This is a genomic window from Teichococcus aestuarii, from assembly GCF_003116135.1.
In the GTDB taxonomy this organism is placed as follows: Bacteria; Pseudomonadota; Alphaproteobacteria; order Acetobacterales; family Acetobacteraceae; genus Pseudoroseomonas; species Pseudoroseomonas aestuarii.
On the sequence record NZ_PDOA01000001.1, the window covers coordinates 1 to 22,715 of the forward strand.

Annotated in this window: 22 protein-coding genes and 1 pseudogene; 14 read left to right on the forward strand and 9 right to left on the reverse strand. The window is 71.9% G+C overall.

Going from position 1 to position 22,715, the window contains the following annotated elements; all coding sequences use genetic code 11:
- Positions 1-118: pseudogene (locus CR165_RS00005) on the forward strand (IS5-like element ISMex42 family transposase); the annotation flags it as partial.
- Here CR165_RS00005 and CR165_RS00010 read toward each other — a convergent pair.
- Together CR165_RS00010 and CR165_RS00015 are read right to left on the reverse strand one after the other, a co-directional pair.
- Positions 108-956, reverse strand: a complete 849-nt coding sequence (locus CR165_RS00010) for a class II glutamine amidotransferase (RefSeq protein WP_109514916.1) — start codon at positions 954-956, stop codon at positions 108-110. The pseudogene CR165_RS00005 and the gene CR165_RS00010 overlap by 11 nt on opposite strands.
- A gap of 164 nt (positions 957-1,120) precedes the next feature.
- Entirely contained in the window at positions 1,121-1,831 is a 711-nt protein-coding gene (locus CR165_RS00015; RefSeq protein ID WP_109514917.1) for an orotate phosphoribosyltransferase, read from the reverse strand.
- An 88-nt stretch (positions 1,832-1,919) separates the two neighbouring features.
- Between CR165_RS00015 and CR165_RS00020 the strand changes: the two genes are divergently transcribed.
- The 3 genes from CR165_RS00020 (at position 1,920) to CR165_RS00030 (ending at position 4,462) form a co-directional block, all read left to right on the forward strand.
- Positions 1,920-2,867 carry a mitochondrial fission ELM1 family protein gene (locus CR165_RS00020; RefSeq protein WP_109514918.1) on the forward strand — a complete coding sequence of 316 codons (948 nt, stop codon included), beginning with the start codon at positions 1,920-1,922 and terminating at the stop codon, positions 2,865-2,867.
- A gap of 82 nt (positions 2,868-2,949) precedes the next feature.
- Positions 2,950-4,023, forward strand: a complete 1,074-nt coding sequence (locus CR165_RS00025) for a tartrate dehydrogenase (RefSeq protein ID WP_109514919.1) — start codon at positions 2,950-2,952, stop codon at positions 4,021-4,023.
- A gap of 199 nt (positions 4,024-4,222) precedes the next feature.
- Entirely contained in the window at positions 4,223-4,462 is a 240-nt protein-coding gene (locus CR165_RS00030; protein ID WP_109514920.1) for a hypothetical protein, read from the forward strand.
- 71 nt (positions 4,463-4,533) lie between these two features.
- On the opposite strand, the gene ggt is transcribed toward CR165_RS00030, so the two are convergent.
- Together ggt and CR165_RS00040 are read right to left on the reverse strand one after the other, a co-directional pair.
- A complete protein-coding gene (ggt, locus tag CR165_RS00035) occupies positions 4,534-6,234 on the reverse strand; it encodes a gamma-glutamyltransferase (protein WP_109514921.1) in 1,701 nt (566 codons plus the stop codon).
- Positions 6,231-6,977, reverse strand: coding sequence for a gamma-glutamyl-gamma-aminobutyrate hydrolase family protein (locus CR165_RS00040; RefSeq protein WP_245906010.1), 747 nt, complete (start codon positions 6,975-6,977; stop codon positions 6,231-6,233). Before CR165_RS00040 ends, ggt begins: the two co-directional genes overlap by 4 nt.
- A 115-nt stretch (positions 6,978-7,092) precedes the next feature.
- On the opposite strand from CR165_RS00040, the gene CR165_RS00045 reads away from it, so the two are divergent.
- The gene (locus CR165_RS00045) at positions 7,093-7,611 is read left to right on the forward strand and encodes an ankyrin repeat domain-containing protein (protein ID WP_109514923.1); all 519 of its coding nucleotides are present in this window, start codon (positions 7,093-7,095) and stop codon (positions 7,609-7,611) included.
- 92 nt (positions 7,612-7,703) lie between these two features.
- Here the strand turns inward: CR165_RS00045 and cuyB are convergent, their stop codons facing one another.
- Together cuyB and CR165_RS00055 are read right to left on the reverse strand one after the other, a co-directional pair.
- Positions 7,704-8,429 carry a cysteate racemase gene (cuyB, locus tag CR165_RS00050; RefSeq protein ID WP_245906012.1) on the reverse strand — a complete coding sequence of 242 codons (726 nt, stop codon included), beginning with the start codon at positions 8,427-8,429 and terminating at the stop codon, positions 7,704-7,706.
- Entirely contained in the window at positions 8,426-9,244 is an 819-nt protein-coding gene (locus CR165_RS00055) for a sulfite exporter TauE/SafE family protein (RefSeq protein WP_109514924.1), read from the reverse strand. Before CR165_RS00055 ends, cuyB begins: the two co-directional genes overlap by 4 nt.
- 32 nt (positions 9,245-9,276) lie before the next feature.
- On the opposite strand from CR165_RS00055, the gene CR165_RS00060 reads away from it, so the two are divergent.
- A complete protein-coding gene (locus CR165_RS00060) occupies positions 9,277-10,107 on the forward strand; it encodes a sulfite exporter TauE/SafE family protein (RefSeq protein WP_109514925.1) in 831 nt (276 codons plus the stop codon).
- Between the two features lie 113 nt (positions 10,108-10,220).
- Entirely contained in the window at positions 10,221-10,475 is a 255-nt protein-coding gene (locus tag CR165_RS00065; RefSeq protein ID WP_109514926.1) for a hypothetical protein, read from the forward strand.
- 122 nt (positions 10,476-10,597) lie between these two features.
- Here CR165_RS00065 and CR165_RS00070 read toward each other — a convergent pair whose 3' ends face one another.
- Positions 10,598-12,172, reverse strand: coding sequence for a YcjF family protein (locus tag CR165_RS00070; protein ID WP_109514927.1), 1,575 nt, complete (start codon positions 12,170-12,172; stop codon positions 10,598-10,600).
- A gap of 60 nt (positions 12,173-12,232) precedes the next feature.
- Here CR165_RS00070 and CR165_RS00075 point away from each other — a divergent pair, with 60 nt between their 5' ends.
- Complete coding sequence (locus tag CR165_RS00075; protein WP_109514928.1) at positions 12,233-12,991, forward strand: hypothetical protein; 759 nt, start codon at positions 12,233-12,235, stop codon at positions 12,989-12,991.
- A gap of 13 nt (positions 12,992-13,004) precedes the next feature.
- On the opposite strand, the gene CR165_RS00080 is transcribed toward CR165_RS00075, so the two are convergent.
- On the reverse strand, positions 13,005-14,330 hold the full coding sequence (locus tag CR165_RS00080; RefSeq protein WP_109514929.1) for an NAD(P)/FAD-dependent oxidoreductase: 1,326 nt from the start codon (positions 14,328-14,330) through the stop codon (positions 13,005-13,007).
- 236 nt (positions 14,331-14,566) lie between these two features.
- Between CR165_RS00080 and CR165_RS00085 the strand changes: the two genes are divergently transcribed.
- Positions 14,567-15,508: a 2-hydroxyacid dehydrogenase gene (locus tag CR165_RS00085; protein ID WP_109514930.1), complete on the forward strand. Its 942-nt coding sequence runs from the start codon at positions 14,567-14,569 to the stop codon at positions 15,506-15,508.
- Positions 15,508-16,278, forward strand: coding sequence for a class II aldolase/adducin family protein (locus CR165_RS00090; RefSeq protein ID WP_109514931.1), 771 nt, complete (start codon positions 15,508-15,510; stop codon positions 16,276-16,278). The genes CR165_RS00085 and CR165_RS00090 overlap by 1 nt, the downstream gene beginning before the upstream one ends.
- Positions 16,279-16,411: 133 nt before the next feature.
- On the opposite strand, the gene CR165_RS00095 is transcribed toward CR165_RS00090, so the two are convergent.
- Positions 16,412-18,025, reverse strand: a complete 1,614-nt coding sequence (locus CR165_RS00095; RefSeq protein WP_245906014.1) for an ABC transporter substrate-binding protein — start codon at positions 18,023-18,025, stop codon at positions 16,412-16,414.
- A 327-nt stretch (positions 18,026-18,352) separates the two neighbouring features.
- Here CR165_RS00095 and CR165_RS00100 point away from each other — a divergent pair, with 327 nt between their 5' ends.
- The 4 genes from CR165_RS00100 to CR165_RS00115 are packed head-to-tail and all read left to right on the forward strand — an operon-like array spanning position 18,353 to position 22,644.
- Positions 18,353-19,129 (forward strand): class II aldolase/adducin family protein, encoded by a 777-nt coding sequence (locus CR165_RS00100; protein WP_109514932.1) that lies wholly within the window; start codon positions 18,353-18,355, stop codon positions 19,127-19,129.
- A complete protein-coding gene (locus tag CR165_RS00105) occupies positions 19,126-20,802 on the forward strand; it encodes an amidohydrolase (protein ID WP_109514933.1) in 1,677 nt (558 codons plus the stop codon). The genes CR165_RS00100 and CR165_RS00105 overlap by 4 nt, the downstream gene beginning before the upstream one ends.
- 4 nt (positions 20,803-20,806) lie before the next feature.
- Positions 20,807-21,748 (forward strand): ABC transporter permease, encoded by a 942-nt coding sequence (locus CR165_RS00110; protein WP_109514934.1) that lies wholly within the window; start codon positions 20,807-20,809, stop codon positions 21,746-21,748.
- 2 nt (positions 21,749-21,750) lie between these two features.
- The gene (locus tag CR165_RS00115; RefSeq protein WP_109514935.1) at positions 21,751-22,644 is read left to right on the forward strand and encodes an ABC transporter permease; all 894 of its coding nucleotides are present in this window, start codon (positions 21,751-21,753) and stop codon (positions 22,642-22,644) included.
- The last annotated feature ends 71 nt before the right edge of the window (positions 22,645-22,715 follow it).

Here is a 22,715-nt window from a genome sequence, read left to right on the forward strand (position 1 = left end):
GAACCTTTGGGCCCGCCTCAAAGAATGGCGTGCCGTCGCCACCCGCTACGAGAAGACCGCCCGATCCTTCATCGGCATCCTCTGCCTCGCAGCAGCCGCCGACTGGCTCAAGCTCTAACAGGCCCTAGTGCGCCGCCAAACTCGAAAAGTCTTTTTGCTTCTTTTTCTTCAGAAAAAGAAGAAGCTGTCACCGCGAAGGGCCGGAGCGTCACCGCCTCCCCCCGCCGCGCCACCAGCACATGGTTGGGCGGTATGGGCTGCCAGCCGGCGCCGCGCTCATCCACCGGCTCCGAGACCACCATCACGCCGCCGCAGCCCTCGCGCCAGTAGAGGGTGGGCGGGTGCGCGTCGGAGGACCAGCGGAAGCAGGTGAGGGTCTCGCCATCGCTGTGCGCGGCGGCGAAGCGCAGCGGCGCGCGGATGCCGGCCTCTCGCATCATCCCCAGCACGCGGCCGAGGGTGCGGGAGAGGGCCGGGGCCGGCGCCTCTGCCAGCCCGTCTGCCAGGGCGGCGAGGAACAGCGCCTCCGTGTCGCCCGTGCCCTGGCGGTGGGCGTAGAGCGAATCCGGGATCAGCGCCTCGATGCGCCGCTTGATGCGGAGGTAGTCCCCCACCTGCCCGTTGTGCATGAAGAGCTGCCGCCCGTGGCTGAAGGGGTGGCAGTTGGCGCGCGTGGTGGAGGTGCCGGTGGAGGCGCGCACATGCGCGAAGAACAGGCGCGAGCGCACCTGGGCGCAGAGCGAGCGAAGGTTCTCGTCCGACCAGGCGGGGCGGATCTCGCGGTAGAGGCCCGGCTCCTCCCGCTCGCCATACCAGCCGAGGCCGAAGCCGTCGCCATTGGTGGCGGTCTTGCCCTCGTCGGCGTGCATCGACTGGTGGATCAGCGAATGGCGCGGGGCGCAGACGAGATCCGAGAGGAAGATGGGTTCGCCCAGATAGGCGAGGAAGCGGCACATCGGCGACGGGGTCCGGTCAGGAAAGTGTCATCATTCCTTCCGGAACCCCTCTGCCGCAACGGTGGCGTGGCCATGGCCGGGGCGCGGGCGCAGGATTCGGCGCCACCGTCGCCGCCCGGACACGCCGGGGGCGGGCGGCCCCCGCCGCCCGGCTCCCCGCGTCCTCAGGCGAGCTTGGCTTCCTCGACGCTGCCGACGCCGCCATGCGCCTTGGACCAGCCGGTGGGGTCCTCCAGGAACTTGCGGACCTCCTTCAGCGCGCCCTCGGCGAAGTAGGGGCGCTCGCGGCACACCTCCAGCACGTCCCACCAGGTGGCGAGGTGCAGCAGGTTGAGGTTGATCTCCTTCAGCCGCTCCTGGCCGCCCGGGAACACGCCGTAGAAGAACACCACGAAGGTGTCGTTGCAGATGGCGCCAGCGTCGCGCAGCGCCTGGGCGAAGCGGATCTTGCTGGCGCCGTCCGTCGTCAGGTCCTCGACCAGCAGGGTGCGCTTGCCCTCGGGCACGTCGCCCTCGATCTGCGCGTTGCGGCCGAAGCCCTTGGGCTTCTTCCGCACATAGGACATCGGCGCCATCATCCGGTCGGCGATCCAGGCGGCGTAGGGGATGCCGGCCGTCTCGCCGCCCGTCACCGCCTCGATCGTCTCGTAGCCGATGTGGCGGCCGATCTTCTCCACCGCCAGGTCGCAGATGCGGTTGCGCGCGCGGGGGAAGGAGATGATCTTGCGGCAGTCGATGTAGACGGGGCTCTTCCAGCCGCTGGTGAAGGTGTAGGGCTCCTCGGGCCGGAAGTTGACGGCCTTGATCTCCAGCAGGATGCGGGCGGTGGTGAGCGCGGCGTCGCGGTCCCAGTCGGAGGCGTGGGTCGAGGGCATGGCAGGGGCTTCTCCTTTTACGGCGGTTCGTAACGCCGGGCGCCCGGTGCGTCCATGACAGAGTGGCGTCCATGACAGAGTGGCGTCCATGACGGATGCGCGCCCGGTGTGGGTGCTGGCCGATCCGCGCGCCGGCACGGCGGCGCAGGCGCTGGGCATCGCCGAGCGGCTGGACGCGCCCTTCCGCGTGATTCCGCTGGAATGGGGCCCGCTGGCGCGGCTGCCCTGGCCGGTGCCCACGCTGGCGGGGCTGACCGGCGCGGCACGGGCGGGCATCCGGCCGCCCCAGGGCACGCCGCACTGGCCGCGGCTGGTGCTCTCGGCCGGGCGGCGCTCGGCGCCGGTGGCGCGCTGGCTGGCGCGGCGCGGCGCGCGCACCGTGCACGCCATGCGGCCGGGCTTCGGCGCGGCGGGGTTCGACCTGCTGGTGATCGGCCGGCACGACGCGCCGGCGGCGGCGCCCAACATCCTGCCCATCCTCGGCGCCTGCCACCGGATGAGCCCGCGCCGGCTGGCGGAGGCGCGGGCGGAGTGGGCCGCCCTGGCGGCGCTGCCCGCGCCGCGCGTGGCGCTGCTGCTGGGCGGCGCGGTGCGGGGGGAGGGGCTGGAGCCGGCGCTGGCGGCCGGGCTGGCGCGGCAGGCGGCGGGCCTCGGCGGCAGCGTGCTGGCCACCACCAGCCGGCGCAGCGGCACGGCGGCGACCCTGGCGGTGGCGGCGGCCCTGGCCGGCACGCCGCACCGCCTGCATGGCTGGGGCAGCACCGGCCCCAACCCCTATGCCGGCTTCCTCGCCTGGGCCGACATCATCGTTGCGACGGGCGACTCGGTCTCCATGCTGAGCGAGGCGCTTGCCACCGCCGCGCCCCTCCTCATCGCCGAGACCACGGAGGCGCCGCGCCACCGGCGGCTGTGGCGCAGCCTCTACGAGGCCGGCCAGGCCCGGCCGCTCGACGCGGCGCCCGGGCCCTTCGCCCGCGCGCCGCTCGACGAGGTGGCGCGCGTCGCGGCGACGATCCGGCTGCGCGGCTGGCTCTGAGGCGGGGGAGGGCGTCTTGCCGGGCCGCGGCGGTGGCGGCACTGTGTCGGCAGTCGACACGACACCGGAGAAGAACGCGCCCATGTCCCGATCCTATCGCATCGCCGTCGTCCCTGGGGATGGCATCGGCAAGGAGACCGTGCCCGAGGGGCTGCGCGTGCTGGATGCCGCGGCGCGGCGCTTCGGCTTCGACCTCAAGCTCGACCACTACGACTGGTCCTGCGAGACCTACAAGAACACCGGCCGCATGATGCCGGAGGACGGGCTGGAGCGGCTCGGCGAGAGCGACAGCATCTTCCTCGGCGCCGTGGGCTGGCCGGGGGTGCCGGACCATGTCTCGCTGTGGGGCCTGCTGATCCCGATCCGCCGCGGCTTCGACCAGTATATCAGCCTGCGCCCCTGCAAGCTGATGCCCGGCACCAAGACCCCGCTGGCCAATCGCGGCCCGGCCGATATCGACTTCTACGTGGTGCGCGAGAACACCGAGGGCGAGTACTCCTCCTCCGGTGGCCGCATGTTCGAGGGCACGCCGCGCGAGTTCGTCAGCCAGGAGAGCGTGTTCACCCGCCACGGCGTGGACCGGGTGCTGAAATACGCCTTCGAGCTGGCGCAGACGCGGCCGCGCAAGAAGCTGACGAGCGCCACCAAGTCCAACGGCATCACCTTCACCATGCCCTACTGGGACGAGCGCTTCGCCGAGATGGCCAAGTCCTATCCCGGCATCACCACCGACCAGTTCCACATCGACATCCTCTGCGCCCACTTCGTGCAGCACCCGGACTGGTTCGACGTGGTGGTGGGCTCCAACCTGTTCGGCGACATCCTCTCGGATCTCGGCCCGGCGGTGGCGGGCTCCATCGGCATCGCGCCCTCGGCCAACATCAACCCCGAGAAGGCGCATCCCTCGATGTTCGAGCCGGTGCACGGCTCGGCGCCGGACATCGCCGGCAAGTTCATCTGCAACCCGATCGGCCAGATCTGGTCCGGCGCGATGATGCTGGAGCACCTGGGCGAGAAGGAGGCGGCGGACGCCATCCTGCGCTGCATCGAGAAGCTGCTGGCCGAAGGCGGGCCGCGCACGCGCGACCTGGGCGGCCAGGCCGGCACCGAGGATGTGGGCCGCGCCCTGGCCCAGGCCGTCGCGGCCGGCGGCTGACGCCACGGGGCGTGGCCGGCCGTCATCGGCCACGCTTGCCGGATCGGCGCCGGACCCCGACAAAGGGGCGGTGCCGACCCGGCGGACCGGGCCTGGACGGGCATAGGAAACTTGAACGCCTGTTCAGATGAGACTATAACTCCCCAGGGATGAGTTGCGAGCGATTCTCATTTGTCTCGCAACTGCAGGAGTAATGCGGATGGGCATCGATTTCAGCCACATCACCCGGCGTTGCGAGCGGGCGGTGGTGACTGCGTATCGCGAGCTGCGGGAGACGGGGAATGACGACCTGTCGTCCTTCCGTGCCTGCACGGCCCTGTACCGGATTCACCATCCGGAAGCCTCGGTGAACGAGGCGCGGCGGCTGGTCTCCGAATGGATCGACCACCATGTGGTGCGGGGCGAATCCGGCCCCACCGATGGCTGCGACTGCCCCTGAGGCGGCACCCGCGCGGGTGAGAGGAAGCCGCCCGTCGCCGGGCGGCTTTTTTTATGGGCGGGGCGGGCGCTTCAGCGCTGCGCCACGTCCGGGTTGAAGCGCACATCCGGCCGCGCCAGCCCGCCCGAGAGGCCGACCGGCGTGCCATCCGCCCGCCAGCAGGCGGCGCCCTCGATCATGCCGTCCGCGCGGAAGCGCACCGCGCCCATGCCGCCGCCGATATGCTTCACGCGCTGCACCCGGTGGCCGAGGGCGGTGAGCTTCGCCTCCGCCTCGGCCGAGACGGTGGGCTCCAGCTCCAGCACGTGGCCCTGGGTCCAGATGCGCGGCGCCTCCACCGCGTCCTGCAACTCCATGCCGTGGTCGATCAGGTTGATCACCGCCTGCATGGCCGAGCCGAAGATGCGCAGGCCCCCCGGCAGGCCGAGCGCGAAGGCCGGCTTGCCGTCCTTCCGCACGATGGTGGGCGCCATCGAGGTGAAGACCCGCTTGCCCGGCGCCACGGAGAGCGCGCGGCCCGGATGCGGGTCGAAATTGTACATGTAGTTGTTGGCGATCAGCCCGGTGCCGGGGATCGAGAAGCGGGCCCCGAACAGGCTGTTGATGGTCTGGGTGGAGGCGACGATGTTGCCGGCCGAATCCGCCACCGTGACATGGGTGGTGTTGGCCGATTCGGCGAGGATCTCGCCGGGCGGGATGCCGGGGGTCCAGTCCTGCGCCGCGTCCTCGCGCAGCAGGGCGCGGCGGCTGGCGGCGTAGTCCTTGCTGGTCAGCAGTTCCACCGGCACCTTGACGAAGGCCGGGTCGGCGGTGGCGGCGCCGCGGTCGGCGAAGCCCATCTTCAGCGCCTCGGCCAGCAGGTGGATGGTCGCCGCGCTGCCGGAGCCGAGGGCCGCGAGGTCGTAGCCCTCCAGCAGGTTCAGCATCTGCGTCACATGCACGCCGGCGGAGGAGGGGGGCGGCGGCGCCAGCACCTCGAAGCCGCGGTAGTGGCCGACGATCGGCGCGCGCTCCGCCACGCGGTAGGCCTCCAGGTCGGCAAGGGTGATCAGTCCGCCGCTGGCCGCCATGTGCGCGGCCAGCGCCCGGCCCAGCTCGCCGCCATAGAGGGCGGAGGGGCCTTCCTGCGCGATCAGCCGCAGCGACTCCGCCAGCACCGGCTGGCGCAGCAGAATCCCTGGCGCCGGCGGCGCGCCATCGGGCAGGAAGGTGGCGGCAAGGCCGGGGTCGCGCGCCAGGTCCGCCGCCGCGTCGGCGATGGCGCCGGTGAGGTAGGCGGTGACGCGGAAGCCCTCGGCGGCGGCGCGGATGGCCGGGCGCAGCACCTCCTCCAGCGGCAGGGTGCCGTGCGCGGCCAGCGCCTGGCACCAGCCGGCCAGGGCGCCGGGCACGCCCATGGCCAGCACGCCCACCTTGTTCTCCAGCCCTTCCGTCTCCTGGTAGTCCGGCAGGGTGTCGGAGACGGGGCGGTACATGTCCGGCCGTGCGGCGGCGGGGGCGGTGGAGAGGCCGTCCAGCACCACATGCCGCCCATCGGCCAGGCGGATATGGGCCACGCCGCCGCCGAGGGTGCCGACCATCATCGGCTCCACCACCGTCAGGGTGAACAGCGCAGCGATGGCGGCGTCGATGGCGTTGCCGCCCGAAAGCAGCATCTCCGCCCCCGCCGCGGAGGCGACGGGGTGGTTGGTCACCACCATCCCCTTGCTCGCCAGCGCCGGCTGCTTCTCACGCGCGAAGGGGCTGCCGGCACGGGCCTGCCAGCCGCTCATGGCGCCACCCCCGCGCAGGCAGCGCCGAAGGCGCGGAACAGGGCGGTGCTCGGCGCGTCCTCCTGGAAGCGCCACTCCGGGTGCCACTGCACGGCGAGCTGGAAGCCGGTGGCGGCTTCGGGGCGCAGCGCCTCCACCGTGCCGTCCGGCGCGAGCGCCTCCACGGCGAGACCGGGGGCGACACGGTCGATGCCCTGCATGTGCACGGAATTCACGCGGATCTCCTTCTGTCCGGTCACGGCGCGCAGCAGCCCCTCGGCGCTGACGGCGTGACGGTGGCGGTAGCGTTCCTCGGGCGTCGTGCCCTGGCCGCGGTGGTCGTCGCGCCCCGGCAGCAGGTGCAGCCGGCCGTGCAGCGTGCCGCCGAAGGCCACGTTCATCTCCTGCAGCCCCCGGCAGATGGCTAGCACCGGCATCCCGCGCGCGATGGCGGCGCGGATCAGGGGCAGGGCGGTGGCATCGCGCGCCGGGTCCTCCAGTTCGCCCTCGGGCGGCGGGGCGCCGCCATAGAGGGCGGGCTGCACATTGCTCGGCGAGCCGGGGATGAGGAGCCCGTCCAGCCGGTCCAGGAAGCCCTCCACGTCGAGGCTGCCGGCCAGCGGCGGGATCAGCACGGGGCGGGCGCCGGCACCCTCGGCGAGGGCCAGCATGTAGCGGGAGGGGGTGGCGTGCTGCCAATGGCCGCCGAGGTCGCGGTGGCAGGCGGGCACGCCCACCCAGGGGCGGCGGGAGGAGGAGGGCAAGGCGAGGCGGCTCCGGCGGCGTCTGAACGTGGTGCGGGCAGGCTCGCGCCGTGGGGCGGGGTTGTCCAGGGGGCGGGGGCGCCCCTTATCCGCAGCCGCAGAGGAGCCAGAGCCCATGACCCAGGACAACCCCACCCCGCCGCCCGTGCCGGACGAGGAGGTGATCGCCTTCGCCGGGCATGTGTTCGGCTGCGCCCGTGCAGGCCAGGCGGAGGCGCTGGACGGGTTCCTGCGCCAGGGCCTGCCGCCCAACCTGCGGAACGACAAGGGCGATACGCTGCTGATGCTGGCCGCCTATCACGGCCATGCCGAGGCGGTGCGGGTGCTGCTGGAGCATGGCGCGGACCCCGGGATCGTCAACGACCGGGGCCAGACGCCGCTGGCCGGCGCCGCCTTCAAGGGGGCGGCGGATGTGGTGGCGGTGCTGCTGGAGCATGGCGCGGCGGTGGATGGCAGCGGCCCCGATGGCCGCACCGCGCTGATGACGGCCGCGATGTTCAACCGCGTGGAGATTGTGCGGCAATTACTGGCCGCCGGCGCCAACCCGGCGGCGCGGGACGCGATGGGCAACACCGCCGCGCAGGCGGCGATGGCGATGGGGGCGGCGGACACGGCGGCGATGCTGAAAGGGTAACCGTGGGTTCGGCGCTGCGCGGATGAATGGCGCAGCGCCCAACTCGAAAAGTCTTTTTGCTTCTTTTTCTTCAGAAAAAGAAGATTCCTGACCTAGATTTTCTTCGCCCAGCGCAGCGCCGCGAGGGCCAGAGCATCGATGGTGTCGATGAGCGGCACCCCGATCTCGGCGTGAGGCCCTGCCAGGATGCCGAGCGGGATCTCGGTGCAGCCCAGCACCACCGCCCGCGCGCCGCGCGCCTTGAGGTTGGCGGCCGCCTCGGCCAGCGGCGGATAGGCCTCGGCCACGCGGTTGGCCTTCACCAGCGCGATGCCGGGGGAGACGAGCGACTCCATCTCGGCCTCGGTGGGGGTGAGGCAGTCATAGCCGCGCCCTTCCAGCCGCTCCTGGTAGAGCCGCATGGCCAGCGTGCCGGCCGTGCCCATCACGCCGATGGGGCCGCCCGTCACGCCCTGCCGCGCCAGTTCCTCGGCCGCGGCGTCGACGATGTGCAGGATGGGCAGGCCGGTGGCCGCAACCATCCCCTCGTACCAGCCATGGGCGGTGTTGCAGGGGATGGCGATGGCGCCGCACCCCGCCGCCTCCAGCCCGGCGATGCCGCGCGCCAGCCAGGGCAGCGGGTCCTCGCCCCCTGAGAGGCGCGCCGCCGTGCGGTCCGGCACGCGGGGGTCGGACCAGAGGATGGCGGGCAGGTGGTCCTGGTCGCGCGTGGCGGGGGTCAGCAGCGTCAGGCGCAGCATGAACTGGGCGCTGGCCAGCGGTCCCATGCCGCCCAGCACACCAAGAGGGGGCACGCCGAGGACGGGGGCGCCGCTCACAGCCCCAGCCCGTCCGCCACCAGCTTGCAGCCGGTGAGTGCCAAAAGAATGTGGATCAACTGGTAGAACACCTTGTCGCTGATGCGCCCCTGCAGCCAGACGCCCAGCCGCACGCCGAGGGGCGCCAGCGGCAGCAGCACCAGGCTGGTGAGCAGGTTGCCCGGGCTCAATTGCCCGAGCAGCGCATAGGGCACCAGCTTGACGTAGTTGACCACCCCGAAGAACACCACCGTCGTCGCCGCCAGCCGGGCGCGCTCCAGCCGCAGCGGGTAGAGATAGACGGCGAGCGGCGGCCCGCCGGCATGGGCGATGGTGCTGGTGAAGCCCGAGACGGTGGACCAGAAGCCGCCCCGCCACCGACTCGGCGCCGCCGCCTCCGGTGGCCCGCCGCGGCGGGAGAGCCACAGCGTGCGCGCCAGGAAGGCCAGCGCGATGACGCCCACCATCAGCTTGGTCATCCGGTCGCTCATGGCGCCGAAGGCCAGGCTGCCGAGCAGGATGCCGAGCAGCCCGCCGGGGAGGATGGCCAGCATCTCCCGCCGGCTCCAGCGCCCCCACCAGGCGCGCAGCCCGGCGATGTCCATGGCGCAGAGCACGGGCAGGCTGATGGCGGCGGCCTGCGGCGCCGGCAGCAGCAGCGCCATGGCCGGCACCGAGAGGTTGCCGCCCCCCGAGGCGAAGCCGCCCTTGCTGATGCCGGTGACCAGCAGCGCCGGCACGGCCAGCGCATAGAACCAGGGATCGGTGATCAGCAGATCGGTGATGGGTGGCACGGGCTGACGACGCCGGAAGTGGGGTGTAAGCACAGGGTGCATTCCCGCCTTCCTGCCGCCAAGGTCCCCTCTGCATGGAACATATGTCCGACCCGCTCTGGCTTGCGGGTCTCGCCGTCGCGATGGCGATCACCGGCCTGCTCTCCGGCACCCTGGCCGGGCTGCTCGGCGTCGGCGGCGGCATCGTCATCGTGCCGGTGCTGTTCAACGTCTTTCCGCTGCTCGGCATCCCCGAGGCGGTGCAGATGAAGCTGGCCGTCGGCACCAGCCTCGCCACCATCATCCCCACCTCGATCGTCTCGGCCCGCAAGCACCACGCCAAGGGCGCCATCGACACCGGGCTGCTCAAGGCCATCTGGCCGTCGATGATCCTCGGCGTCGTGCTCGGCACGGTGCTCGCCATCTGGCTGCACGGCGAGGCGCTCTCGGCGGTGTTCGCCACCATCGCGCTGCTGGTCGCGCTCAACATGGGCTTCACGGGCGTGGACTTCAAACTGCGCGACATCACGCCGCGCGGCCCCGGCCTGTGGGGCATCGGCGGCTTCATCGGCACCGTCTCGGCCATGATGGGCATCGGCGGCGGCACGGTGGGGGTACCCATCCTGTCGATGTTCGGCACGCCGATCCGCTCCGCCGTCGCCACCTCCTCGGTGTTCGGGCTGATCATCTCGATCCCGGCGACGCTGGGCTTCCTCTATGGCGGCTGGGGGGTGGAGGACCTGCCGCCCTTCTCGGTGGGCTACGTCAACCTGATCGGCTTCGCGCTGATCGTGCCGAGCTCGATCCTCGCCACGCCCTGGGGGGTGCATCTGGCGCACACCATCCCGCCGCTGGCGCTCAAGCGCGCCTTCGCGGTGTTCCTCGCCATCACGGCGGCGCGGATGTTCTACGGGCTGCTCACCTGACACAGGCGCGCGCGGCGTGAGAATGAGGCTCAGCGCCGCGCTCCAGGCGCGGGGAGCGGTGTTAGCCTCCAGGCCGGCGGGGCAACCCGCCCGCCACCGCACAGAGAGACGACATGCTGAAGACGCTCGCCGCCACGGCCCTGATCACCCTCTCCCTCGTCCCCGCCGCCTTCGCCGCCTGCTCCCCCGATGACGCCATGCTGAAGGCCTCCGCCATCGCCGAGGCCCTGGCCCCCAAGGCGCAGAGCAAGGCCGAGGCCGCCGCCGCCATCATGACCGAGATGAACGCCGCCGTCGGCGACGGCAACGTCACCGCAGCCACCTGCACCAAGCTCGACGCCCTGCTCGACCGGGCGAAGAAGCTGTAAGACAGAGAGAAAAGTTCTTTTTGGGAAAAAGCCCCAAAACTTTTTCCCGCTGGCGCCCCGCCTTCCTGGCAAGGCGAGGCGCGCACTGAAAGCAAAATGGGAAACAAGCGGGCGGCCTGGAATCAGGCGTGGGGGGACTTCTCCTTTTCGCCCCAGCTTTCCCAGAACTTGCGGAAGCCCTCGCGCAGCTCGTCACCCTCCGGCATGTGGCCGCGCGCGGCGTGGAAGCGGCAGAGATACTCGGTGAAGCCGTAGCCCAGGCCATAGGTGGTGCTGCCGGCCACAGCCGCCGTGATGGCGCCGCCCGCCAGGCTGCCGATGCCGGGGATGAACTTCAGCACCTGCCCGGCGATCATCCGGCCGCCCGCCGAGGTGGCCAGGGCGCCCGCCAGGCTGGCGGCCAGCGCCAGCATGCTGTCGCGGTCCAGCGAGACGCCCATGGCGGTGGCGATGGCGGCGATCATGCCGGCATTCACCGCGAAGACGCCCGCCGCATCCGCCACCGGGATCGGCACGGCGGCGGCACCAGCGGCGGAGGCCGCGGCACCGGCCGCGATCTTCAGCGCCCGCTTGCGCTTGCGCTCCACATCCACCCGCTGCGCCGCGATGAAGGCGGCCTGCCGCGCCTCCGGCAGCACCGCCTCGGTGACGCGGATCAGCTCGTCGAGGCCGAAGGGCGGGCGGTCGTCCCACGGCTCGGCCAGCACGCGGACGATCTGCCGCGCCTCGGGGATCTCCTGCTTCACCGTGTCCTGGAAGGCGCGCGGGCCGATCGCCTTGGTCAGGATCACCACCGCCGGGATGCCGTGCCGGGCGCAGAGCCGCGCCACGGCGCGCTCGCCTTCCTCCACCCGCGTGCCCGGCTCGCTGATGCACAGCCAGAGGATGTGGATGCGCTGGTCGAACTGCCCGCTGGCATTGGCGCGCTCGATCTCGCCCTCCAGCGCCGCCAGCGTGGCCTGGAAGCCTTCCATCTCCAGCCCCTTGGTGTCGCACAGGCGCACCGGCAGGTTGGGCGGCTCGTACCAGGCGATGTCCTGCGTCACGGGGCGGCCCATGCCGGTGCGGGCCACCGCCTCGCCGAACACGGCGTTCACCAGCGTGCTCTTGCCGGCGCCGGTCTTGCCGGCCACCAGGATGTTCACACGCCCCATGCGCCGCTTCTCCTCCTCCGCCTGCTTCTGGAATTCCGCGAAGAACGGGTTGTTGCCGATCAGCCCGGTGATGCTCTGGAAAACGTCGGTGACCAGGGTGCCCTCCTTCCCGGCATCGGGCCGGGCTTCCAAGATGGGGGCTTCGGGCGCCATGCGCACCTGGGCGGCGCGGGCGAGGCGCGGCTGGCGCAGCCGGGCCACGGCCAGCGCCAATGCGGCCAGCGGCTCCAGCTCCGGCAGCGGCCCCAGCGCCGCGATCACCTGCGCCTCCAGCGCCGGCAGGCTGGCGCGCTGCGGCACCGCCTGCCCGGCGCGGCGCAGCGCGGCGGCGGCGAGGTCGGCCTGCGGCTCGCCGAAGCGCCCCTCCGCCGCCAGCCCGCGCGCCAGCTCCGCCACGGCGGCGGCCATCTGGTCGGGCGTCCCGGCGCCGGGGGCGTCCGGGCGCAGCGCGTGCAGCGCCGCCTCCACCGGGCGCAGCGCGGCGGTGCGGCTGGCCAGGAACAGGCCGGTGAGGTCGAGCAGAAGGGTCGAGAAGGAATCCATGCAGCCTTGCCTTGGGGCGTGACGCTATCAAACTCCACGCAAAGGTCGAGGATGCCGGCGATGATGGACAACGCGGCGGGCTTCGCCGGGCGGCAGTTGGGCGAATGGGTGGCGGGGCGCTGGGGCACCCCGCTGCGCGAGGCCTTCGAGGATGGCAAGGGCCTCTCCGGCCCGCTGGCCCGCGCCCTGCTGGATGCCGCGGTGGTGGAGCAGGTGGTGGGCGTCATCTGGCCCTCCTTCGCGCTGCTGGCGGCGCTGCTGGGGCTGCACGCCACGGCGGTGTGGCTGGATGCGCCGGTGGAGCTGGAGCGCATCGCCACCGGCCTGATCGTGCTCGCGGCCCTGGGCTGGACGGCCTATGGCGTGGGCATGGCCGCGCATTTCTCGGCGCCGCACCTGCGCTTCTGGTGGGTGACGCGGCTGCCGCCGGGGCGGCAGGCGCGGCTGATCCTGTTCCACCTGATCCGCGACCAGCACCACCGCCTTCGCGCCGCGCTGCCCGGCGGCGGCTTCACCGCCACGCTGCTGCGCGAGGCGCTGGCCACGCTGGAGCGCCGCCTCGGCCTCAGCCCGGACCACGCCGCCTTCGCCCTCGCCGACCACCTGGCGCCGATGCTGCTGCGCCACCTGCTGGAGCGCGTGGCGCTGCTGGTGCTGCCGGTGGCGGCGGCGCTGCTCTACTACCGCTTCGCCATCTATCCGGGCCTGCTGGCCTATACCGGCGCCGGCGCCTGGACGGTGGCGCTCTACCCGCTCGCCGCGCTGACCGACGCGGTGCTCTCCACCGACTGGCGCGCCGCGCTGCTGCGGCCCTCCTGAGCGGCGGCGCCGCTCAGCCCAGCATCCGGTCCAGCCTGTCGCGCAGCCGGTACCATTCGCCGACCAGCGGCAGGAACCAGGGATTGCCGCGGTAGCCCGGCGGGGCGGGGAAGTTCAGCCCGTCCAGCGCGAAGGGCTCGCTGGCGGCGCCCGCCATTTTCAGCGCCACGTTGTGGCCGAGCCAGCTTGCCATGGCGACGCCCGAGCCCTGGCAGCCGGCGGCGTAGTAGAGCCCGTCCTGCACGCCGATATGCGGCAGGAAGTCGAAGGTGAAGGCGACGTTGCCGGTCCAGCCATGGGTCAGGCGGATCTCGGCCAGCTCGGGGAAGACCTCCAGCATCGACTGCCGCAGCACCGGCGCCGCCACTTCCGGCGCGACGGGCGCGAAGCTGGCGCGGCCGCCCCACAGGATGCGCGTGCCGTCCGGCGAGGGGCGGAAGTAGTTCAGCACCCGCCGGCTGTCGCTGATCATGCGCCGGCCGGGGAAGAGGCCCTCGACGAAATCCGTATCCAGCGGCTCGGTGGCGATGATGTAGGAGCCCACGGGAATCAGCCGCCGTGTCAGCCAGGGCATGGCGCCGCCGCCATCGGGCGCGCGGGAATAGCCGTTGGTGGTGACCAGCACCGTGTTGGCCGCCAGCTCCCCCAGGGTGGTGTCCAGCCGGAAGCCGGTGCCGTGCTGGCGGATGCCGCGCACCCGCACGCCATCGGCCAGCACGGCGCCGGCCCGTTCGGCGGCCTCGGCCAGGCCGCGCGCATACTTGGCCGGGTGCAGGCTGCCGCAGGCCTCGGCCAGCATGCCGCCATGGTAGTGGTCGCTGCCCAGGGCCTCGCGCTGGCGCTCGCGCGGCAGCATCCGCACCGGCAGGCCGGTGAGCGCCTGCAGGGCGGGGGCGCGGGCGGCCATCGCCTCGTAGTGGCGCGGCGTCCAGGCGGGGGTGAAGCGGCCGCAGCGCACATAGTCGCACTCGATCGCCTCGCGCGTCAGCAGCTCCTCCAGGAAGGGGAAGCTGGCGGCGGCGGCGCTGCCGATGGCCTGCACCTGCTCCGGCGGGAGCTGCCGCCGCAGCGCCCCCGTGGCCACCTTCAGCCCGCCCGAGACCATGCCCCCGTTGCGCGAGGAGGCACCCCAGCCGATCCGCTCGGCTTCCAGCACCAGCGGCGCGTGGCCCATCCGCGCCAGGGTCAGCGCCGCGGACAGCCCGGCATAGCCGCCGCCGACGATGGCGATCTCCGCGCTCTCGGGCAGCTCCGCGTCGCGCGCCTCGGGCTCGGCCTCGTCCCACCAGTAGGGGGTGGTGCGGAAGCCGGTGGCGAAGGGGAAATAGGAGTCGCTCATCGAGACCCTGGGGATGCGGAATGCCAGGGCGCAGCCTCGCCCCGTTCCCCTTCCGGTTGCAAGGGCTGCCTGTGCCTTGCACAGAATGACCAAAGGGCCGGCGCCGCGCGGCCCGGGCCGGTGCGAAAAGCACCCCGCCGCGCCGCGCCGCCCCTGGACGCGGCCGGGGTGGCGGCGCAGGTTCCGCTCCTCGCGACGGGCGAGGATGAGGGGCGGCGGATGAGGGTTTGCGACAGGTGGTGACGCTACTGGTGAAGTCCGGCGGCGAGCAGGCCGTGCCGGACTGGCAGGAATGCTTCCGCGCGGTGGACCCGCGCATCACCGTGCGCTGGTGGGCCGACCCCGCCGTGCCGCCGGAGGCGGTGGACTACGTCCTGGTGTGGGAGCCGCAGCATGGCTGGCTGGCGAGCCTGCCCAGGCTGAAGGCGGTGTTCTCCTCCGGCGCCGGCGTGGACCACATCACCTGCGACCCGGCCTGGCCGCGCCACATCCCCCTGGTGCGCATGGGCGGCGAGGCGACGGCGCAGCGCATGGGCGAGTACATCCTCTGGTCCTGCCTCTCGCTGCTGCGGGACGCGCGGCACTTCGCGCTCGGCCAGGCGGCCGGCGAATGGCGCCACCGCGAGACGCGCCACTACGCCCAGGACCGCACGGTCGGCATCATGGGTCTCGGCAATCTCGGCGGCCACGCGGCGCGGATGCTGCAATCGGTGGGCTTCCCCGTGCGTGGCTGGGCGCGCTCGCGCAAGGACATCCCCGGCGTGCGGAGCTTCGCCGGCGCGGCGGAGCTGCCCGAACTCCTCGCCGGCACCGACATCCTGGTCTGCCTGCTGCCCTCGACGAAGGAGACGGAAGGGCTGATCGACGCCCGCCTGCTGGCGCAACTCCCACCGGGGGCGGAACTGGTGAATGCCGGGCGCGGCTCCCACCTGCGGGAGGCGGACCTGCTGGCGGCGCTGGACTCCGGCCATCTCGCCGGTGCGGTGCTGGACGTGTTCGAGGAGGAGCCGCTGCCGCCCGGCAGCCCGCTCTGGGCGCACCCCAAGGTGACGGTGACGCCGCATGTGGCCTCCATGGCCAGCCGGCCGGAGCGCGCCCGCTACCTCGCCGGCGCCATCGCCGATTTCGAGGCGGGCCGCCCGCTGCCCAACCTCTACGACCCCGAGCGAGGCTACTGATGCCGCTGCCCCCGCCCCCCGTCCGCCCCGACCCCGCCCGCGCCCTCACCGAGCGCGAACTGCGCGAGGACCTCGCCTGCGCCTACCGGCTGCTGGCGCATTTCGGCATGACGGACCTCGTCTACACCCACCTCTCCGTGCGCATCCCGGGCGAGGGGCACCGCTTCCTGGTGAACCCCTACGGGCTGCTGTTCGAGGAGATCACCGCCTCCTCGCTCGTCGCCGTGGATGCGGAGGGCGAGCCGCTGCAGGAGACCGCCTGGCCGGTGAATCCGGCGGGCTTCGTCATCCACTCCGCCGTGCACCGCGCGGTGGATCGGGCGCAATGCGTGATGCACACCCACACCCTGGCCGGCATGACGGTGGCGGCCCAGGCGGGGGGCCTGCTGCCGCTGAACCAGATGAACATGGAGCTGCACGACCGCGTGGCGGTCCACGAGTACGAGGGGATCGCGGCCGATGACAACCTCGCCGAGCGCGAGCGCATCGTGCGCGACCTGGGCGACAAGCCCTGCCTGATCCTGCGCAACCACGGGCTGCTGACCATCGGCCGCACGGTGGGCGAGGCCTTCTACTGGATGTACTACCTGGAGCAGTCCTGCCGCATCCAGGTGGCGGCGCAATCGACCGGCGCGCCGCTCTCCATGCCCTCGGCCGAGATGGTGGAGCGGGTGCGCGCCCAGGCGAAGGACAGCCCGGTGAAGGGCTGGCTGCCCTGGCAGGCGCTGAAGCGGAAGATGGACCGCGAGCAGCCCGGATACCGGGACTGAAGGATCTTCTTTTTCTGAAGAAAAAGAAGCAAAAAGACTTTTCGGGTCTGGCGGCGCGCCCTCAACCGACGCACCGCCAGACTGACAAAAGTTTTTTGGTTCTTTTTTTCAAAAAAGAACCCTTCTCAGTCTCTTACTTCCGCTCGACGTTCCAGAACACCGGCACCGTGGCCGGCAGCACGCCGGTCAGGTTGCTGCGCCAGGCCGACTTGGTGCGGAACTGCCCGGCATTGATGTAGGGCAGCACCTCGTAGGCGCGGGCATGCACGGCGTCGAGCAGAGTGCGGCGCTTGGCAGCATCCGGCTCCTCCCACCAGGCGCGGCGCAGCTCCTCCAGCTTCGCGTCGCAGGGCCAGCCGGTGAGGCCGCCCTCGCAGGGGCTGGCGAGATAGAGGTTGGAGAGCGGGCTGCCCGCGTCCAGCGCGTTGGCGATGGTGACGAACAGGTTCCAGCCGCCCTGGGCCGGCGGCTCGCGCCGGTTGCGGCGCACCGTCACGGTGGCCCAGTCCAGCGTCTGCACGTCCATGTTCATGCCGGCGCGCTTGAACTGCTCCGCCAGCACCAGGGTGGAGCCGTTGTTCAGCGGATTGTCAGCGCCGTTCAGGAACACCACGGGGCGGTTGTCGTAGCCGGCCTCGCGCAGCAGAGTGCGCGCGCGGCCGAGATCGGGGTCGCGCAGGCCCACGGCGCCGGCGGTGCTCTCCAGCGGCGTGCCGCACATGAAGTAGGCGGGGCAGTAGGGCACCTGGTCCTCGGCCGGGATGCCGAGGCCCTGCAGCACCTCCTTCTGGTCGATGGCGTGCAGCAGCGCCTGCCGGGCTTTCGGGTTGTCGAAGGGCGGCTGGGTGTGGTTGATGCGCAGCCACACCATGCTGCCCACCGGGTTGATCAGCCCGACGGTGACGCCGCGCGCCTTCTGCAACAGCGGCAGCAGGTCCGGCGCCGGGTGCTCGACGAAGTCGATCTCGCCATTGCTCAGCGCGCTGGCGGCCACCGAGGCATCCGGCATGGCGAGCCATTCCAGCCGCTCCACCTTCACCACCTTGCCGCCGGCCAGGCCATCGGCCGGCTCGGCGCGCGGCGTGTAGGCCGGGTTGCGGCGATAGACGGCACGGTCGCCGATGCGCCAGTTCTCGCGGTCCATGATGAACGGGCCGGAGCCGGTGGCATCGGTGATGGCGGTGGTGGCGGGGGTGTTCGCCACGCGCTCGGGCATGACGAACAGCGCGCTTGCGGTGGAGCGCGCCAGCGCATCCGTCACCGGGCCGAAGGGGCGGGAGAGCTTCAGCTCGAAGCTGCGCTCGTCGATCACCTCGAGCGAGGCGGTGGAGGCGGCCAGCGCCTTGCCCACCACGTCGCGCTGGCCCCAGCGGCGGATCGAGGCCACCGCATCGGCCGCGCGCACCGGCGCGCCGTCATGGAACAGCAGGCCCGGGCGCAGCGTGAAACGGTGCGTCATGGCATCGGCGGAGACGCTGTGGCTCTCCACCATCTGCGGCCGCGCGATGCCCTTGCCGTCCACGGCGAAGAGCTGGTCGTAGACCATGAAGCCGTGGTTGCGCACGAAGGCGGCGGTGGAGAGCACCGGGTCGATGCTGGTCAGCTCGTTGCTGAGCACGACGCGCAGCGTGGCCTCGCGCGCGGGCGCCTGGGCGGCGGCCGGCGAGAGCAGCGCGGCGAGTGCGCCGGCCGCCAGAAGGCTTGCCCGCAGCGGCGCGGCCGCTACGGTGTGGAGACGGGAAAGCACGGGCGGGAATCCTTCTCGCGGCGGATGGCGGAATGCCAGTCGGCGCCACAGGATTGCAGGAATCGCGCCAGAGGGGAGGGGAGCGCGGTGGATTTCATTCCGCTCGCTTGCAACCGCCCGCAACTCCGTCTATTCGGTCAGGTATCGCAGGGCGGGCGGCGCGGATTTGCTGCGCCGCACAGCAATGCCTGTGAAGCGGGCGCGCGATGCAGGGATTTGCTTGCAGGGCAGGCAGATCGCCTTTTGCTGCGCCGCAAACATCCTCACACCCTGTTGACGCGGCGCCGGCCGGCTGATGACATTCCCCTAACCTGAGGGGAGTTGGTCATGAATATCGCCACGCCACCCGCGCGCCTCGCCTGTTCCGAGGAAGAGTGGCGCGTCCGCTGCGACCTCGCCGCGCTCTACCGGCTGGTCGCGCATTTCCGCATGACCGACTTCATCTACACGCACATCAGCGCGCGCGTGCCGGGGCCGGAGCACCACTTCCTCATCAACAAGTACGGCGTGCTGTTCGACCAGATGCGCGCCAGCGACCTGGTGAAGATCGATCTCGACGGCAACGTCGTCGAGGGCGACGCCGAGAGCAAGCCGGTGAACGCGGCGGGCTTCACCATCCATTCCGCGCTGCACATGGCGCGCGAGGACGCGGTGTGCGTGGTGCACACCCACACCGCCGCCGGCATCGCTGTCTCGGCGCAGAAGCACGGGCTGCTGCCGATCAGCCAGCACGCGCTGAAGTTCTACGGCCACCTCGCCTATCACGGCTATGAGGGCGTGGCGCTCGACCTCGACGAGCGGGACCGGCTGGTGGCCGACCTCGGCGAGCACAAGGCGATGATCCTGCGCAACCACGGCCTGCTGGTGGCCGGGCGCAGCATCCCCGAGGCGTTCAATTTGATCTACTACCTGGAGCGCGCCTGCCAGGCGCAGGTGGCCGCCCTCTCCGGCGGCGCCGAGCTGGTGCTGCCGCCCGAGGAGGTGCGCCTGAAGACCGCCGCCCAGTTCAACGGCGACCCGCAGCGCTCCCTCGCGCACAGCGAATGGGCCTGGGGCTCGGCGCTGCAGCTGATCGAGGGCTCGAAGCTGGACTGGCGCGCATGAGCGCCGACCTGCTGATCACCGGCGGCCGCATCTTCCGCGGCCTCTCGGGAGGCTTCGCCGAGGCGCTCGCCGTGAAGGACGGGCGCGTGCTGGCGGTGGGTCCGGCGGATGCGGTGGAGGCCCATGCGGGCGCCGCCACGCGCCGCATCGACCTTGGCGGCCGCGTGGCCACCCCGGCGCTGAACGAAGCGCATATGCACCTGCTGCCCTATGGGCTCGGCCTCTCCCAGGTGAACCTCCGCGCCGAGGACAATGTCCGCTCGCTGGACGAGATCCTGAAGCGCGTCGCCACCGCCGCGCGCGAGACGCCGAAGGGCGGCTGGATCCTCGGGCGCGGCTACGACCATGGCGAGCTGGATGTCGGCCGCCACCCGCTGGCCGAGGAGCTGGACCGCGTGGCGCCGGACCATCCGGTGTTCCTGACGCGCACCTGCGGCCACGTGGCCGTGGCCAACAGCATGGCGATGAAGCTCGCCGGCGTCGGCCACAACACGCCGGACCCCGAGGGCGGCGCCATCGAGCGCAAGGGCGGGCGCCTCACCGGCCTGTTCCAGGAACGCGCGATGCGGCTGGTGCGCGACATCATGCCGCCGCCCTCCGAGACGGAGATGGTGGCCGCCATCGAGAAGGCCGGCCAGAACCTCGCGGCCCTCGGCTTCGCCTCGGCCAGCGACATGAATGTGGGCATGACGGCGGGCCTCGCCGAGATCGCCGCCTATCGCCGCGCCGCGGCCGAGGGGAAGCTCGGCCAGCGCATGTGGCAGGTGCTGGCGGGCAACCCCGAGGGCATCGCGAAGCAGGCCTGGGAGGCGGGGCTGCGCCCCAACATCTCCGCCGGCGCCACGGCCGATGAGATGCTCGCCTGGGGCGCCGTGAAGGTGTTCGGCGACGGCTCGGCCGGCGGGCTGACGGCCGCCTTCTTCGACCCCTACCTGGAGAGCGCGGGCGGCGGCACCGGCATCTTCTGCTTCCCCGACAGCGCGATGCAGGAAATGCTCGGCCACTACCACCGCCAGGGCTGGCAGCTCGACATCCACGCCATCGGCGATGCCGCCATCGAGCAGGTGCTGGTGGCGATGGAGATGGCAGACAGCGAGGGCGCGCCGCTCGCCGGCCGCCGCCACCGCATCGAGCATTGCGGCTTCCTCAATGCCGCGCAGCGGAAGCGGATGCTGGCGCATGGCATCCTGCCGGTGCCGCAGCCGGTGTTCATGTACGAGTTCGGCGACCTCTACGTCCGCAACCTGGGGCGCGAGCGCGCCGAGGTGGCCTACCCGATGCGCACCTGGCTGGAGGAGGGGCACCACCCCGCCGCCTCGTCCGACAGCCCCGTCTGCACGGTGGACCCGTTCATCAACCTGTTCACCATGGTCACCCGCAAGACCAGCCGCGGCACCGTGCTGGGCGAGGGCGAGAGGCTGACGCCGGAGCAGGCCATGCACTGCTACACCTGGTGCGGCGCCTACAGCCAGTTCGCCGAGGCCGAGCGCGGCACGCTGGAGCCGGGCATGCAGGCCGACATCGCCATCTTCTCGCGCGACCTTCTGGCCTGCGCGCCGGAGGAGATCCTGACCACCCAGGCGGACCTCACCTTCCGCGGCGGGCGCGTCATCTTCGACCGCCACGGCGAGGCCGCCGCGGCCGATGACGCCCTGGCCGGAGCTGCGAACTAACACCATGCTGCGTCATGTTTTCCAGCGCCTGCTGATGACGGTGCCCGTGATGTTCGGGGTGCTGCTCATCGGCTTCCTGCTGATGCAGGTGGTGCCGACCGACCCCGCCATCGTCCGCGCCGGCCCCACCGCCACCGCCGAGCTGGTGCAGGAGATCCGGCGCGAGCTGGGCCTCGATCAGCCGCTCTACGTGCAGTTCGGCATCTATCTGTGGCGCCTGCTGCAGGGTGATCTCGGCGTTTCCATCATCAACAACGTCGCCGTCACCCAGGAGCTGGGCGGCACCATCGGCCCGACGCTGGAGCTGATGTTCGCCTCGCTGTTCTGGTCGATCCCGATCGGCATCGCGCTCGGCACCATCGCCGCCTACTGGCGCGGCTCGGTGCTGGACCGCTTCGTCACCGCCCTCTCGGTGGCGGGCGGCTCGGTGCCGGTGTTCTTCCTCGGGCTCATGCTGATCTGGTTCGTCGGCTTCCAGTGGCAGTGGCTGCCCTTCACCGGGCGCGGCGGGCCGCTCTGGACGGTCGAGGGCTGGCGCTCCATCGCGCTGCCCGCGCTGACGCTGGGCGGCGTGTTCATCGCCCCCGTGGCGCGCATGACGCGCACCGCCGTGCTGGAGGTGCTGGGCGCCGAGCATGTCCGCACCGCCCGCGCCAAGGGGCTGAGCGAGAGCGCCGTGGTGCTGCACCACGCGCTGCGCAACGCGCTGATCCCGGTGGTCACGCTGATCGGCCTGCAGATCGGCTTCCTGCTCGGCGGCGCGGTGGTCACCGAGACGGTGTTCTCCTGGCCGGGCGTCGGCCGGCTGGCTGTGGGCGCGATCCTGTCCTCCGACTTCCCGATGGCGCAGGGCACCATCATCGTGCTCTCGCTGGGCTTCATTCTCGTCAACCTCGTGGTCGATGTGCTCTATGTGGCGCTCGATCCGCGCATGCGTGGAGGCTGAGCATGGCCGGCGCGAATTCCGTGGCGGCCACCGCCGCCACGCCGGTCCAGCCCACGGCGCCGCGGCGCCCGGGCATGCTGAAGCGGCTTCTGCGCGAGCCGGTGGCGGCCTTCGCCTTCGTGCTGGTGGTGGCGCTGGTGCTGGCGGCGCTGCTGGCGCCCTGGCTGGCGCCGACCGACCCCTTCGACAACGACCTGGCCAACGCCATGGCGGTGCCCGGCACCAACGGGCTGCTGCTCGGCGCCGACAGCCAGGGCCGCAACATGATCACCCGGCTGCTCTACGGCCTGCGCATCACCATGATGATGGGGCTGGCCTCGGTGCTGCTGGGCGGTGGCATCGGCGCCCTGGTGGGCTTCGCCGCCGCCTATTACCGCCGCATCGACGGGCTGCTGATGCGGCTGATGGACGTGCTGCTGTCCTTCCCCGCCATCCTGTTCGGCCTCGCCATCGCCGCCATCTTCGGCCCTGGCGTGCCGGCGGTGGTGCTGGCGCTCTCGGTGGCCACGGTGCCGCTGATGGCGCGCATCGTGCGCGGCGCGGCGCTGGTCATCATGCGGCAGGACTACATCGAGGCGGCGCGCGCCACCGGCATGAACGATGCCCGGCTGATCCTGCGCCACCTGGCGCCCAACTGCCTGTCGCCGATCTTCGTCTTCGCCACGCTGCGCTTCGGGCAGGTGATCCTGCTCGGCTCGGCGCTGTCCTTCCTCGGCCTCGGCGCGCAGCCGCCGGTGGCGGAGCTGGGCGCGATGGCGTCCGAGGGGCGCAACTTCCTGTTCTTCGCCCCGCACATCGCGGTCATCCCCTGCGTGCTGATCTTCGTGGTGGTGCTGGCCTTCAACGTGCTGGGCGACGCGCTGCGCGACGCGCTGGACCCGCGCCTGCGGGTCTGACGCGCCAATGAGGCGGCCCGGCCCCGCGCCGGGCCGGAGGCTTCGGATAACAGGCCCGCGCGGATGCGACG